This is a genomic window from Streptomyces caniscabiei, assembly GCF_014930365.1.
Classification (GTDB): Bacteria; Actinomycetota; Actinomycetes; order Streptomycetales; family Streptomycetaceae; genus Streptomyces; species Streptomyces caniscabiei.
The window spans coordinates 237,523-251,639 of the sequence record NZ_JABXWI010000008.1 but is presented as its reverse complement, the minus strand read 5'-3'; the positions used below and the strand labels follow the sequence as shown (position 1 = coordinate 251,639).

The window sequence follows — 14,117 nt, the reverse complement described above, 5'->3', positions numbered from 1 at the left end:
GCGCCGCGGGAGCGCTCCCTCCGACGCGGGTCTCACTCACGTGCAACCTCCCGGGGCGGGATTCACAGCGTGCAGTGTGCCACGCGATCCGTTGACACGGACAGGTCCTCGCGGTTCATTTTGAAATTATCAGAACGCAGGTTGCGGGCTGAGCCGTTCGGCCACCATAGTGATCGAGTGACCTACCGCACACGCTGCGCAAGGTCCTTCGAACTCCTCCGGCCCGCCCAGGAGTTGGCGCCACGGCGGGCAGGGGTCAAGCCGCGCGCCGACACGATGCGACACCTGGATGGCCGCCGTGACGAACGGATTACCGAGGAGCCCGGTCAAAGGGGCCGGCGGGCCCAACAAGCCGCTGGCCACAGCCCTGAAGGAGGCGGGCTGCTCGTATGCGTCCCTCGCCCTGCGGGTCAATGAACTGGGGCGCTGTCAGGGGGCGGACACCAACTACGACAAGGCCTCCGTCACCCGCTGGCTCCAGGGCCAGCAACCACGCGGAAACACACCGGAGTTGATCGCCGCGGTCCTCGGCGAACGGCTGGGCCGCGCGCTCACTCCGGCCGACCTCGGTTTTCCGCTCGATCGCGGACGACCGGTGACGGGACGGGCGCTGATGTACGTCGAGAACGTGGCCGAGACCCTGCACACCCTGGCCGAGCTGGGCTCCACCGACATCGCGCGGCGCAGTCTGCTCGGTGCGGTGCCGTTCGTGCCGGGCGCCCTGACGAACCCCCAACGGGCCTGGCTGCTCTGGCTGGTGGAGAGCCGTGACGCGCCCCGGCTCGCGGCCGTTTCGGGAGGCGGGCCGGTGGAGCAGGTCCACGCGATGCTCCGCATGTTCGACGAGATGGACAACCACTACGGGGGCGGCGGGATCCGCACGAGCATCGTGCAGTACCTCACCACCGAGGTGATCCCCCTGCTCCAGCAGCGCGGTGTCACCCCGCACCACCGCCGCGAACTGTTCGCCGCCGCCGCCCGGCTGGCCGCCATGGCGGGCTGGAGCTCGTACGACGTCGGGGAGTACGGCCTGGCCCAGCGGTACATGACGCAGGGGCTCAGGCTCTGCGCGGAGGGCCGCGACCATGTGCTGGGCGGGCAGATCCTGGCGGGGCTGTCCCATCTGGCGACCAGTCTGGGCCGCCCCGACGAGGGTGTGGTGCTGGCCCGGGCCGGGGTCGCCACCGCGAAGGACTCGGGCAGCCCCCTCGGCCTGATGCGGCTGCACGCCATGTCCGCGCGCGGCCACGCGGCGCTGGGCCGGCCCCGCGAGACCGCCGAGGCACTGCGCGCCGCCGAGAAGCAGCTCGACGCGAGCCGGGGTGCCGCCGAGGAGTCGCCCTGGGTGCGGTTCCTCGACCACCACTACCTCCAGGCCGAGTCCGCGCTCTGCTTCCGTGACCTGGGCCTCGCCGCGCAGGCCGAGCACACGGCCGGCGCGTCGGTGCGGGCCCACGCCGACCGCCGCCGGCGTCAGGCCATCAGCCGTTCCGTGCTCGCGACGGCCCACCTCCAGCAGAACCGCCTCGACGAGGCCGTCGCCACCGCCTCGGACGCGCTCGAAGCGCTCAGTGGTGTGCACAGCGAGCGGTCCATCCAGGCCCTCCGCGACTTCCGGGGCCGACTGGCGTCCCACCGCCACGAGCCCCTCGTACAGGACTTCGAACGCCGGTCGCGTGTGGTGCTGGGGGCGGCTGCCTGAGGTGGCCGTGCCGCGGCGGACGCCCGCCTCAGTAGCCGTGCGGCGAGGGCGCGTTCTGGGCCCGGTCCACCGGCAGGTGGGCCCCGGAGACACCGGTCGCCCAGTCGGAGAGCAGGAACACCACCGTACGGGCCACCTCGTGCGGGGTGACGGGCGCGCCGGTCGGCAACTCCGCCCCGACGAACGCCTCGTACGCCCGCGGCTCCTCCCGGCGCATCCGGTCCCAGCGGCGCCCCGGGATCAGCATCGAACCCGGCGAGACGGTGTTGACGCGGACGCGGTCCGGGCCCAGCTCACGGGCCAGGGAGGCGGCCAGCTGGATCAGGGCGCTCTTCGCGACCCCGTACTGGGCCGGCGGGCCCGGCTTCCAGCCGGAGACCGAACCGATCAGCACGACCGAACCGCCGCCGGCCGCGCGCAGGTGCGGCAGCGCGGCGCGGACGAGACGGGTGGCGTGCCCGACGTTCAGTTCCCAGGTGGCCGCCCAGTCGGCGCCGTCGGCCTGCTCGAACGCGTCGCCGCCCCGGGAACCGCCGACACAGGCGACGAGCCCGTCGAGACCGCGTGTGCGGCCCGACGGGACGAAACGTTTCGCCGCAGCAGTGACGAAGTCCTCCAGCCGTCCGGGCTCGGTGACGTCGAGCGCGTCGGTGAACAGCCTGGCCCGTTCCTCCGCCGTCAAGGAGTCGCCCAATGCCGTCAGTCCCGCCGTCCGGCGCGCACAGGTCGCCACCTCGGCCCCCTCGGCGAGCAGGAGCCGTACGACCCCCTCGCCCAGCCCCCGGGTGCCCCCGGTGACCACCACCCTCTTGCCCCGCATACCGGGCCACCCGGCGGGGACGTACCGCTCCCGCCGGGACGGGCTCTCGTCGACGTTCACCATGGTGGGGAACCTATACAGCGGGCGCCACTACCCGCCCGCAACTGCACAACCCCTCCACCACCTGGCGTTTTGTGTGCCCGGTGCTGTTGTCTTCGACAACAGCACCCCCAGGAGAACCACCTTCGAGGATGTGGAGGAACTCGATGACGGCGGTCAGTGTCGGCAGGTCCCGCCGACGGATCCCAGCCGCGGTGGCGCCCGATCCGGGATGGAGCGTCCACGACGCGTCCGGCGGGGCCGGACGACCCCCGGGTGCGGTGAGGCTGCCTTGATCTCCGTCGAGAGGTCCCGCCTCTTCCGGATGGCGGTACCCGCGCACCCGTCGTGCGCCGCCGGAGTGCGCCGTACGGTGGCGGCGCACCTCGCCCGTTGGGAACTGTCCGCGATCGTCGACGACGCGGTCCTCGCCACCGACGAACTCTTCGCCAACGCGGTCCGGCACGCGGGCGCCGACCCCGCCGACACCATCGCCGTGGTCCTCGAGTGCTCCGGACGCGAACTGCGCGTCACACTGGCCGACCCCTCGCCCGTGCCGCCCCGGACTCGCGCGGTGACCTCGTTCGCCGAGTCCGGGCGGGGGCTGTCCATCGTCTCCGCGCTGGCCGACGACTGGGGCACCGAGCCGCCGGACACGGGCGACGTGGGCAAGAAGGTGTGGTTCTCGCTCGCAGTCCGGGAGCCGGTGTGAAGGGCGCCCCGGCCATGGAACCCGTCTCGGAACCCACACCCGGCACCGGGTCGCCCCGCGAACGGGTGCTCGCCGCCGAGCTGATCCGCCGGGCCGAGGACGAACGGCGGCTGGCCCGGGAGGCCCGGTCCGCGCCCACCGCACCGGCCCGGGAGCGTATCGCCGCGTGCCACAGCGGCAACGGCGAGGCCCTGCGCGCGATCGTCGCCCGCCACGGGTGGCCCACCGCCGAGTCGGTCGGCGAACCCGCCTCGACGGCCGCCCTGATGCTCCTGCTGCACTCCCCCGACCTGGGCTTCCAGCTCGCCTGCCGCGACCTGATCGCCGAGGCGGTCGCGGACGGCCGCTGCCCGGCGGTGCACCATGCGTACATCGCCGACCACTGCGCCGTCGCCCTGAACCAGCCGCAGTTCTACGGCACCCGCATCGACCCCGGCACCCTCTTTCCCTACCCGATCCGCCACCCCGAGTCCGTCGACGAACGCCGCGGGGACGTGGGCCTCGGCCCCCTGACCGACCACCTGCGAGCGGTACGCCTCGACCTGGGGACGAGCGGCGGGCTGTGAACCACGGAGTGCCCGCGGAACACGTCGGGTCCGGGTCGGCGTCCTCGCCCCGGATATTCGATCGCCTCCGCCTCGCGGTCGCGTTACGTTCACCCCGTGACCGAGTTACGCACCGAACGCCTCCTCCTGCGCGACTGGCGGGAGTCCGACCTCGCTCCCTGGGCTGCCATGAACGCCGACCCGGAAGTCCGCGAACACTTCCCGGGTGTCCTCACCAGGGAGCAGAGCGACGCGTCCGTCGCCCGCTTCCAGGCCGACCTCGACCGGCGGGGCTGGGGGTGGTGGGCCATGGAGGTGCGGTCCACCGGGCAGTTCATCGGCTTCGCCGGGCTGGATCCGGTGGAGGAGGACATGCCGTTCTCCGGGGTGGAGGCCGGCTGGCGGCTCACGCGTGCCGCGTGGGGCCACGGCTATGCGACCGAGGCCGGGCGGGCGGTCGTGGACTTCGGTTTCGAGCAGCTGCGGCTCCCGGAGATCCTCGCGGTGACCATGGCCGGCAACCTTCGCTCCCAGGCCGTGATGCGCCGCCTCGGGATGACCCGGAACCCGAGCGAGGACTTCGAGGACCGGACCATGCCGGAAGGATCGCCGCGTGGCAGCGTGGTGTTCCGGGTGGCGCCCGACGTCTCCTAGCGCGGAGGGCCGGTACGTCGGGCGTCGACTGCCGTCCGATCAGCCGGCCGCCCAGCCCGCGTAGAACAGGCCGAGGCCGGCGATCACGCAGATGCCCTGGATGGTCCAGAAGCGGACCACGACCAGGACCTCGGACCAGCCCTTGAGTTCGAAGTGGTGCTGGAGCGGGGCCATCCGGAAGACGCGCTTGCCGGTCAGCTTGAACGAGCCGACCTGGATGACCACCGACATGGTGATCAGGACGAACAGCCCGCCGAGGACGGCCATGAGCAGTTCGGTGCGGGAGCAGATGGCGAGACCAGCGAGCGCGCCGCCGAGCGCCAGGGACCCGGTGTCACCCATGAAGATCTTGGCCGGCGAGGTGTTCCACCACAGGAACCCGAAGCAGGCACCCATCAGCGCGGCCGCGACGACGGCGAGGTCGAGCGGGTCGCGCACCTCTATGCAGGAGGCGGGGTCGGTGAGTTCGAGGGCGTTGGCGCACGAGTTCTGGAACTGCCACAGGCCGATGAAGGTGTACCCGCCGAAGACCATGACCGACGCGCCGGTGGCGAGGCCGTCCAGACCGTCGGTCAGGTTCACCCCGTTCGACATGGCGAGGATCATGAACAGGGCCCAGACGACGAACAGCACCGGTCCGATGGTCCAGCCGAAGTCGGTGACGAACGACACCTTCAGGGAGGCCGGCGTCTGGCCCCGGTCGTCCGCGAACCGTATGGCGAGCAGCGCGAACACGATGCCGACGATCAGCTGCCCGGCCATCTTGGCCCCGGCCCGCAGCCCCAGCGACCGCCGCTTCACGATCTTGATGTAGTCGTCCAGGAACCCGACCACACCCATGCCCGCCATGAGGAAGAGCACCAGGAAACCGGGGTAGGTCGGGCTCTCTCCGGTGATGACCTTGGTCGCGGCGTAGGCGACGAGCGTGGCCAGGATGAAGGCGATGCCGCCCATGGTGGGCGTACCGCGCTTGCCGGCGTGGCCGCGCGGGCCGTCGTCGCGGATGAACTGGCCGTATCCCTTTCGGGCCAGCAGCTTGATCAGCAGCGGAGTGCCGATCAGCGTCAGGAACAGGCCGATGGCCCCGGCGTACAGGATCTGGTTCATCGGACGGTGGTCTCCCCCTCGGTCGCGCTCGGACACGCGACTGCCGCACCGGTGTCGCTGTTTCTCACGGGCCCCACCCTATGCAGTCACCTGATCTTCGTACCGCGCTGGGTAGTTGAGGGGCATCCGGGCAAGCGCGGCCCGGTCGCCGGGTCACTCGAAACGGTGCTCACGGGGTGAACCGTCCCGCCGCGATCCCCCGACCCCCTCGCGGGCGCCCGCCCGGCGTCGCGGGCGTCGACCGACCGGGCGGCACGGACCGCCCCGCCGCTCCCCCACCGGCCCACCGCTCGCGCACCCGGGCGAGGCTGAGACACTGCACGTCATGGCCTCCTTCACTCCCGCGCGCGCCCTGCTGATGCTGACCACCGGGCTCACCTGTCTGCTGATGGCGGGCGGCGCCCTCATCGGCGCGCTGATCGGCGGCGGCCCCGTGGCCCTGGGGGCGGCGGTGTGCGCCGGGCTGGTCGGCATGGTGGGCTCGCTCATCGTGCGGCGACGGGCCATGGCGCACTTCGCCATGGCCCAGCGGCAGGCCGGGCAGCGGGGCTACGCGGAGGGCATCGCACACGGCGTCCTCATCCATGTGACGGCCTACGAGGCCGCCGTCTTCCCCCGCACCGGGCCGAGCGGGGTCAGTGCCGAGGAGCGCGAGGCCCGCCGCACCATCGCCTACCGCATGGCCGCCCTCGACGAGGTGCCCCAGCGGGTGCGCCTGGCCGCCGCGGACGCCCTCGCGCTCCTGGACAGGACCGACCGCGAGGGCGCCGAGGAGGCCCTGGCCCGGCTCGCCACGACCGTGCGCCTGGAGTACTCCCGCCTGTGAGGCCTACGGCCCCGCGGCCGCTCAGTGGCCGCTGATCGCGCGGGGGGTGTAGGGCCGCTCCAGTTCCTCGGTCTCCTTCTCCGTCAGGGTGACGTCGAGCGAGGCCACGGCGTCGGCGAGATGGTGGGGCTTGGTGGCGCCGACGATGGGGGCGGTGACCGTGGGCCGGCTCAGCAGCCAGGCGAGGGCGACCTGCGCGCGGGGCACACCGCGCTCACCGGCGATCCGGGTGACGGCGTCGACGATCTCCCGGTCGCCCTCCTGGTAGAGGGTCTTGCCGAACTCGTCGGTCTCGGCGCGCGCGGTGACGGTGTTCCAGTCCCGGGTGAGGCGGCCGCGCGCGAGCGGGCTCCAGGGCAGCGTGGCGACGCTCTGGTCCTCGCACAGCGGGAGCATCTCGCGCTCCTCCTCGCGGTAGAGGAGGTTGTAGTGGTTCTGCATGGACACGAACCGTGTCCAGCCGTTCAGCCGGGCGGTGTGCTGCATCTTCGCGAACTGCCAGGCGTACATCGAACTCGCCCCGAGATAGCGGGCCTTGCCCGCCTTGACCACGTCGTGCAGGGCCTCCATCGTCTCCTCGACCGGGGTGTGGGGGTCGAAGCGGTGGATCTGGTAGAGGTCCACGTAGTCGGTGCCGAGGCGCCGCAGGCTGTTGTCGATCTCCGTCATGATCGCCTTGCGGGACAGGCCCCAGGCGTTGGGGCCCTGGTGCATGGCGCCGTTCACCTTGGTCGCGACGACGACCTCCTCGCGGCGCGCGAACTCGGCGAGCGCGCGGCCGACGATCTCCTCGCTGGTGCCGTCGGAGTAGACGTTCGCGGTGTCGAAGAAGTTGATCCCGGCGTCCAGTGCCTGCCGGATCAGCGGGCGTGACGCCTCCTCGTCCAGGGTCCATTCGTGCGTGCCTCGGTCGGGGAGGCCGAAACTCATGCATCCCACACAGATCCGGGACACGTCCAGACCCGTCGAGCCGAGCTTCACGTACTGCATCGTTGCAACTCCTGCCGGTGAGGGGTGGGCTGACAAGCGTACGAAAGAGCGGTGTGCCGAACGGTCAGATCCGGTACCGCCGCAGTGCCGGTGTGGCCGTCGCCAGGATCAGGACCGCCGCGACGACGAGCAGGCCGCCGCCGGCGACGGCCGTACGGGTGCCGAAGGCGGCGCCCGCCGTGCCGTGCAGGACGTCGGCGAGGCGGGGCCCGCCGGCCACGACCACGGTGAAGACGCCCTGCATCCGGCCGCGCATCTCGTCGGTCGCGGCGGAGAGCAGGATGGCGCCCCGGAAGACCATCGAGACCATGTCGGCGACTCCGGCGACGACGAGGAACACCACCGCGAACCACAGGCTGGTGCTCAGCCCGAAGCCCGTGATGGCCACCCCCCAGGCCATGACGGCGGCGATCACCAACAGCCCGTGGCGGTGGGAGCGGGAGAAGGTGCCCGACATCAGGCCGCCGACGACGGCCCCGATGGGGATCGCGGCGAACAGCAGGCCGAGGGCGAGACCCTCGCCGTAGGGCGCGTACGTGGTGGCGGCCAGTTGCGGGAAGAGGGCCCGGGGCATGCCCAGGACCATCGCGATGATGTCGGCGAGGAAGGACAGCAGCAGCACCTTGTGCAGGGCGATGTAGCGGAAGCCCGCGAGCACCTCCCGCAGTCCGGCCCGCCCCTTCGCGCTGTCGTCCAGGGGCGGCAGGGAGGGCAGCCGGTACACGGCCCAGAGGGTGACGCAGAGGGCCAGCGCGTCGAGGAGATACAGCTCGGCCAGGCCGATCACCGGGATGAGGGCGCCGGCGAGCAACGGTCCCGCCACCAGGCCGAGTTGCATCACGGTCGAGCCGAGCGCGGCGGCCGCCGGGAGTTCCCCGGCGGGGACCAGGCGGGCCACGGAGGCGTTGCGGGCGGGTGAGTTGAGGCCGAAGAACGCCTGCTGGAGGGCGAGCAGGGCCATCAGCGTCCACACGGATTCGTGGCCGGTGACGGCCTGCACCCAGAACAGCACCGAGGTGACGGCGATGCCGGTGTTGGTGACCAGCAGCAGTGTGCGGCGGTCGACGGTGTCGGCGACCGCGCCGCCCCAGAGCGCGAAGACGACCAGGGGCAGCAGGCCGGCGAGGCTCGCGTAGCCGACCCAGGCTGAGGAGCCGGTGATGTCGTAGATCTGCTTGGGGACGGCGACGGCGGTCAGCTGGCTGCCGACGGCGGTGACGATGGTCGAGGACCACAGGCGCCGGTAGGCCGGGCGGCGCAGCGGGCGGGTGTCCATCGCCCAGCGGCGCCAGCCGCTGCGGGCCGGCGCCGTCGGGACGTCCTCCGCCGCGCTGTCGTCCTCCGGTGCGGTGTCGTCGCCGGCGCTGCTCTGGGTGGTGTCCACGGGCATCCTGATGCTCGATACATCTTTCGATACGGGCACCACTATCGCGGAGATCACCACCGCCGGGACAGGCGATTTCGCCGCCGTCTCACATGCTGTCGCCGGGACCCGCGCACGCTCGTGGGCCGCACGCGCACGCTCGTGTGTCGCCCGCGGCCGCCGCTCAGGCTCCGGCGATCAGCATCCCGCCGAGGACGAGCATGGTCACTGCGACCAGGCCGTCGAGGACCCGCCAGGCCGACGGGCGGGCCAGGAAGCGGCTGAGCAGCCGGGCGCCGAAGCCCAGGGCGGCGAACCAGCAGAGGCTGGCGAGGCCGGCGCCGAGGCCGAAGGTCCACCGCAGGGGGCCGCGGTCGGAGGCGATGGAGCCGAGCAGGAACACGGTGTCCAGGTAGACGTGCGGGTTGAGCCAGGTCAGCGCCAGACAGGTGAGGACGGCCCGGCGCCGCGAGCCCGCCGCCCCGCTCCCGCTCTCCGCGCGCAGCGCGTCGTCGCCGGGCCGCAGGACGCGGCGGGCGGCCAGCGCGCCGTAGACCAGGAGGAAGCCGCCGCCGACCAGGGCGACGGCCGTCAGCGCGCCGGGCCAGGCGACGACCACCGCGCCGACCCCGGCGACGCCGAGGGCGATCAGCACCGCGTCGGAGAGGGCGCAGATGGCCACGACCGGGAGCACGGCGTCACGGTGCAGGCCTTGGCGGAGGACGAAGGCGTTCTGGGCTCCGATGGCGACGATGAGGGAGAGGCCGGTGCCGAAGCCGGCCGCGAGGGCTGTCATTTCGCTGAACACATCCACGACGCTAGGAAATCCACGACCATGCGTACAGCTAAAGATTCTTACGTATCATTAGCAATCGTGATGTCTCAGCTTCCGCTCGATCTCGTGCGCACCCTGCTCGCCGTCGTGGACGAGGGCACGTTCGACGCGGCGGCCGGTGCCCTGCATGTGACGCCGTCGGCGGTCAGCCAGCGCGTCAAGGCGCTGGAACAGCGGGTCGGTAGGGTCCTGCTGATCCGGGAGAAGCCGGTGCGTCCGACGGAGTCCGGTGAGGTGATCGTCCGGTTCGCGCGCCAGCTGGCCCGTCTCGAACACGACGCGCACGCCGCGCTCGGGATGACCGGCACCGGGGAGACCACGCGGGTGTCGATCGCGGTGAACGCCGACTCGCTGGCCACCTGGTTCCTGCCCGCCCTGACCCGGGTGCCGGAGGAACTGCGCCCCTGTTACGAACTGCTCCGGGAGGACGAGCAGCACACGGCACGGCTGCTGCGCGAGGGGCTCGTGATGGCCGCGGTCACCTCGGCACCGGACGCCGTGGCCGGCTGCTCGGTCCGGCCGCTCGGCCGGATGAGGTACCGGCCGTGCGCCGCGCCCGCCTTCGCGGAGCGGTGGCTCGGCTTCGGATCGGGCACACCGCTGAAGGAGCTGATCGCCGACGCGCCGGTGGTGTTCTTCGACCGGCGGGACGAGTTCCAGGACGCCTTCGTCCGGCGGCTGACGCGCGGACGCTCGGCCGCTCCCCGCCGGCACTACGTGCCGACCTCGGAGGGTTTCGTCGACGCCGTGGCCGCCGGCATGGGCTGGGGCATGGTGCCCGCCGCCCAGGCCGGACGGCTGCTCGACAGCGGCCGGCTCGTCGACCTGGCACCCGAGCGGTTCGTGGACGCCCAGCTGTTCTGGCAGCAGTGGAAGCTGGACTCCCCCGCGCTGACTGCGGTGGCGGAGGCGGTCGCCGCCGAGGCCGCCGAGGCGCTCGGCCCCTGAGCGCTGCCGTCAGGCGCGGTCCTCAGGCGCGGTCCTCAGGCGCCGTCCTCAGGCGCCGTCGCGACCGGCGCCGAACGGGCCGTCCAGCGCCGCCCATTGGAGCAGCATGATGGTCTTGGCGTCGGCGATCTCCCCACTGCGGATCATCTCCAGGGCCCGGCGGAAGGGCAGTTCGACGAGTTCGATGTCCTCGCCCTCCTCCTCCAGCCCGCCGCCCTCGTGGGTGCGGGTCGACGGTCCGTACGGGGCGGCGTAGAAGCTGACGCGTTCGGTGACCGAGCCGGGGCTCATGTAGATGTCGAAGACGTGCTGGATCTCGCCGATGGTGTGGCCGGTCTCCTCCACGACCTCGCGCCGCACGGCGACCTCGGGGTGCTCGTCCTCCTCGTCGAACAGGCCGCCCGGCGTCTCGACGAGCATCCCGTCGGGGTGGCCGTTGACGTACACCGGGTAGCGGAACTGCCGGGTGAGCAGCACGGTTTCGCGGTCGGTGTCGTAGAGCAGGACGGTGGCGCCGTTGCCGCGGTCGTGCGTCTCGCGCTCCTGCGTGCTCCAGGTGCCGTCGGCGTGCTGGAAGTCGAAGGTCGTCGTGCGCTCCACGTACCAGTGGCTGGAGAGCAGGCGGACGTCCCGCACCTTGACGCGCGGGTTGCCGGTCAGGTCGCGGCCGGTGCGGTCGAGCCCGGTGCGGCCCCGGCGGTCCGGGAGGTCGACGCCGACGGTCTTGTTGGTCATGCGTCCGCTTCTACCATTCCGGGCGAGATGTTGTCAGGCTTCTCAATTGGCTTGCCGCGCGCGTCGCTTGGCGGAGCCGGGCAGTCCGGGACAGCATGCCCGTATGAAGAGCGATCTTTTCTCCAACGAGCACATGGTCCAGCCGGCGTACGCGCCGGGGATGAGCGTCCAGAACGCCAAGTCCATCAAGTACGCGGTCAACGGTGAGATGCTCGCCCGGCAGGGCGCGATGATCGCCTTCCGGGGGAATCTGCAGTTCGAACGCAAGGGCCAGGGCGTGGGCGGCATGCTCAAGCGGGCGGTCACCGGGGAGGGGCTGGCGCTGATGGCGGTGCGCGGTCAGGGGGAGGCCTGGTTCGCGCACGAGGCGCAGAACTGTTTCATCGTCGACATCGAGCCGGGCGATGTGTTCACCGTCAACGGCCGCAACGTGCTCTGCTTCGACTCGTCGCTGTCGTACGAGATCAAGACGGTGAAGGGCGCCGGCATGACCGGTGGCGGGCTGTTCAACAGTGTCTTCACGGGGCAGGGCAAACTGGGTCTCATCTGTGACGGCAATCCGCTGGTCATCCCGGTCTCGCCGCAGCTGCCGGTGTTCGTCGACACGGACGCGGTGGTGGGCTGGACGGCACACCTGTCCACCTCGCTGCACCGCTCGCAGTCCTTCGGGTCGATGATCCGCGGCGGCTCCGGGGAGGCCGTGCAGCTGAAGCTGGAGGGCGAGGGCTTCGTGGTCGTACGGCCGAGCGAGGCGACCCCGCAGGCCCAGCAGCACTGAGACGGCGCACGAGGAGAGGGAGCCGGGGCGCCCGGGACGGAGACGCGCCGTCGCGGCGCACCACACGGCCCAAGCGAACAGATTTTCGAATCTGGGGGTACGGTGGAGTCATGGCCGCGCACCTCCAGGGCTCCCTCTTCGACCAGTCCGACGACGTCCGCCTCGACCCCCTCGACGGGCTCCGCCGACGTGAGCTGGGCGCCGGGGCCTGGGTCGACGTGCTGCCCGGGTGGCTCTGCGGCGCCGACGCGCTGTTCACACGGCTCGCCGAGGACGTGCCGTGGAAGGCGGAGCGCCGGCAGATGTACGAGCAGGTCGTGGACGTACCCCGCCTGCTCGCCTACTACGGCCCCGAGGACACCCTCCCGCACCCCGTCCTGGACGAGGCCCGGGAGGCGCTGTCCGCGCACTACGGCGCCGAGCTGGGCGAGCCGTTCGCCACGGCGGGGCTCTGCTTCTACCGCGACGGCCGGGACAGTGTGGCCTGGCACGGCGACCGGATCGGGCGGGGCGCCCGGGAGGACACGATGGTGGCCATCCTGTCCGTGGGCGACCCCCGCGATCTGGCCCTGCGTCCGCACGGCGGGGGCGGGCAGACGCTGCGCTTCCCGCAGGGCCACGGCGATCTGATCGTGATGGGCGGCTCCTGCCAGCGCACCTGGGACCACGCGGTACCCAAGTCGACGCGTGCGGTGGGGCCGCGCATCAGCATCCAGTTCCGGCCGCGCGGCGTCCGCTAGGGCCTGTCGTCACATCAGCGGCCCGCCCCTCGGGTCGGTCGCTTCCGGCTACTTGCGTCCGGCGAGGGCCCGCGACTGCGACGACCGGGCGAGCTTCGGGCCCAGCCAGCGCTTGAGGCGGCGCAGGGCCTCCAGCCGGCCGGCCGCGCGGTCGAGGCGGTAGTAGAGCTGCGGCGGCACGTACGGCAGCAGCGGGGAGTGCCGCTGGCCGAGGAGCGCGAACATCTGCTCCGGCGGGAGGTCGATGTACCGCTGGATGTTCTCGTACCACTGGGCGCTGTACCGGGCCGCGCTCTGCAGCCGGAGCAGGTCGGACTTGCGCCGCCGCTCGTACACGGCGAGCGCGGCCTCGGTGTCCGGGTGGGCGCCGAGGGCCTCGGCCAGGCAGATGGCGTCCTCCAGGGCGAGGGTGGTGCCCGCGCCGATGGAGTAGTGCGTGGTGTGGGCGGCGTCGCCGAGCAGGACCAGGTTGCCGTGGTGCCAGGTCCGGTTGGTCAGGGTGCGGAAGGTGAGCCATCGGGCGGTGCCGTCGCCCTGGTCGCGGCCGAGCAGCGGGTGGCCGTCGAGGATGTCGGCGAAGAGCTTCTCCAGCAGGGCCAGGCCGTCGGTCTCGCCCAAACTGTCCAGGCCCAGGCCGCTCAGGGTCCGGGGGGAGCACTCGATGACACAGGTGCTCTGCTCGTCGCTGAACGGATAGGCGTAGGCCCAGATCCAGCCGTGGTCGGTCTCCTGGAAGGAGAAGGTGAAGGCGTCGTGGACCTTGGTCGTGCCCAGCCAGATGTAGGCGTTGCGGCCCAGGACGATGTCGCTGCCGAAGCGGTCGGCGTACCGCTCGCGCACCGCGCTGTTGACTCCGTCACCCGCGACGACGAGGTCGGCGTCCGGCAGGGCGTCGGCCGTGATCTCGTCCTCGTACTCCACCCGGACGCCGAGGGCGCGGGCCCGGTCCGCGAGCAGTTCGAGCAGGCGGCGCCTGCCGATGCCGAAGCCGTCGTCGCCGGGCTGGACGGTCCTGCGGTCGCGGACGTGCGCGACCCCCCTGTCCCAGGTGACGGAGTTCTCGCTGATGGCGAGGGCCGTCTCGGGGTCCTTCTCGCGGAGCTTGTCCAGCAGTTCGGACCAGTAGGTGACGCCCCAGCCGTAGGTCGACCCGGCCGGGTTCCGTTCATGGACGGTGATGTCGTGGGACGGGTCCTGCCGCTTCATCAGGATCGAGAAGTACAGGCTTGCGGGTCCGCCGCCGACGCACGCGATCTTCACGCACACTCCCATTTCGCTGCGCAAAGCGATCAATTGACCACGAAGAGTAGCAGCGTGCGACCA

15 protein-coding genes are annotated in these 14,117 nt (G+C 71.8%); 8 read left to right on the top strand and 7 right to left on the bottom strand.

The features are described from left to right. Positions 1-289 precede the first annotated feature (289 nt). Complete coding sequence (locus HW837_RS23320; RefSeq protein WP_193380212.1) at positions 290-1,702, top strand: NsdA family TPR-like regulatory protein; 1,413 nt, start codon at positions 290-292, stop codon at positions 1,700-1,702. 28 nt (positions 1,703-1,730) lie between these two features. Here the strand turns inward: HW837_RS23320 and HW837_RS23315 are convergent, their stop codons facing one another. After that, positions 1,731-2,585, bottom strand: a complete 855-nt coding sequence (locus tag HW837_RS23315; RefSeq protein ID WP_177261741.1) for an SDR family NAD(P)-dependent oxidoreductase — start codon at positions 2,583-2,585, stop codon at positions 1,731-1,733. Between the two features lie 268 nt (positions 2,586-2,853). Between HW837_RS23315 and HW837_RS23310 the strand changes: the two genes are divergently transcribed. The 3 genes from HW837_RS23310 to HW837_RS23300 all read left to right on the top strand — a co-directional run bounded on the left by HW837_RS23310 (position 2,854) and on the right by HW837_RS23300 (position 4,472). Continuing rightward, positions 2,854-3,273 (top strand): ATP-binding protein, encoded by a 420-nt coding sequence (locus tag HW837_RS23310; RefSeq protein WP_045555579.1) that lies wholly within the window; start codon positions 2,854-2,856, stop codon positions 3,271-3,273. Positions 3,274-3,287: 14 nt separating this feature from the next. Beyond that, positions 3,288-3,839, top strand: a complete 552-nt coding sequence (locus HW837_RS23305; RefSeq protein ID WP_045555861.1) for a DUF6624 domain-containing protein — start codon at positions 3,288-3,290, stop codon at positions 3,837-3,839. Positions 3,840-3,935: 96 nt separating this feature from the next. Continuing rightward, the gene (locus HW837_RS23300; protein ID WP_045555580.1) at positions 3,936-4,472 is read left to right on the top strand and encodes a GNAT family N-acetyltransferase; all 537 of its coding nucleotides are present in this window, start codon (positions 3,936-3,938) and stop codon (positions 4,470-4,472) included. Between the two features lie 39 nt (positions 4,473-4,511). On the opposite strand, the gene mraY is transcribed toward HW837_RS23300, so the two are convergent. Beyond that, positions 4,512-5,579, bottom strand: a complete 1,068-nt coding sequence (mraY, locus tag HW837_RS23295) for a phospho-N-acetylmuramoyl-pentapeptide-transferase (RefSeq protein WP_045555581.1) — start codon at positions 5,577-5,579, stop codon at positions 4,512-4,514. A gap of 325 nt (positions 5,580-5,904) precedes the next feature. On the opposite strand from mraY, the gene HW837_RS23290 reads away from it, so the two are divergent. Beyond that, a complete protein-coding gene (locus HW837_RS23290; RefSeq protein ID WP_045555582.1) occupies positions 5,905-6,405 on the top strand; it encodes a hypothetical protein in 501 nt (166 codons plus the stop codon). Positions 6,406-6,426: 21 nt separating this feature from the next. Here the strand turns inward: HW837_RS23290 and HW837_RS23285 are convergent, their stop codons facing one another. The 3 genes from HW837_RS23285 to HW837_RS23275 form a co-directional block, all read right to left on the bottom strand. Continuing rightward, the gene (locus tag HW837_RS23285; protein ID WP_045555583.1) at positions 6,427-7,395 is read right to left on the bottom strand and encodes an aldo/keto reductase; all 969 of its coding nucleotides are present in this window, start codon (positions 7,393-7,395) and stop codon (positions 6,427-6,429) included. Positions 7,396-7,459: 64 nt separating this feature from the next. After that, entirely contained in the window at positions 7,460-8,779 is a 1,320-nt protein-coding gene (locus HW837_RS23280) for an MFS transporter (protein WP_390623573.1), read from the bottom strand. A gap of 163 nt (positions 8,780-8,942) precedes the next feature. After that, on the bottom strand, positions 8,943-9,554 hold the full coding sequence (locus HW837_RS23275) for a LysE/ArgO family amino acid transporter (RefSeq protein ID WP_196789159.1): 612 nt from the start codon (positions 9,552-9,554) through the stop codon (positions 8,943-8,945). A 78-nt stretch (positions 9,555-9,632) separates the two neighbouring features. Here HW837_RS23275 and HW837_RS23270 point away from each other — a divergent pair, with 78 nt between their 5' ends. Continuing rightward, positions 9,633-10,541 carry a LysR family transcriptional regulator ArgP gene (locus HW837_RS23270; protein ID WP_093789042.1) on the top strand — a complete coding sequence of 303 codons (909 nt, stop codon included), beginning with the start codon at positions 9,633-9,635 and terminating at the stop codon, positions 10,539-10,541. Between the two features lie 48 nt (positions 10,542-10,589). Here HW837_RS23270 and HW837_RS23265 read toward each other — a convergent pair whose 3' ends face one another. Further along, on the bottom strand, positions 10,590-11,276 hold the full coding sequence (locus HW837_RS23265; protein ID WP_045555586.1) for an NUDIX domain-containing protein: 687 nt from the start codon (positions 11,274-11,276) through the stop codon (positions 10,590-10,592). Between the two features lie 103 nt (positions 11,277-11,379). Here HW837_RS23265 and HW837_RS23260 point away from each other — a divergent pair, with 103 nt between their 5' ends. Beyond that, positions 11,380-12,054: an AIM24 family protein gene (locus HW837_RS23260; RefSeq protein ID WP_093789041.1), complete on the top strand. Its 675-nt coding sequence runs from the start codon at positions 11,380-11,382 to the stop codon at positions 12,052-12,054. Positions 12,055-12,164: 110 nt separating this feature from the next. Beyond that, on the top strand, positions 12,165-12,794 hold the full coding sequence (locus tag HW837_RS23255) for an alpha-ketoglutarate-dependent dioxygenase AlkB (RefSeq protein ID WP_193380209.1): 630 nt from the start codon (positions 12,165-12,167) through the stop codon (positions 12,792-12,794). A gap of 48 nt (positions 12,795-12,842) precedes the next feature. On the opposite strand, the gene HW837_RS23250 is transcribed toward HW837_RS23255, so the two are convergent. Next, entirely contained in the window at positions 12,843-14,054 is a 1,212-nt protein-coding gene (locus tag HW837_RS23250; protein WP_193380208.1) for an FAD-dependent monooxygenase, read from the bottom strand. Between the last annotated feature and the right edge of the window lie 63 nt (positions 14,055-14,117).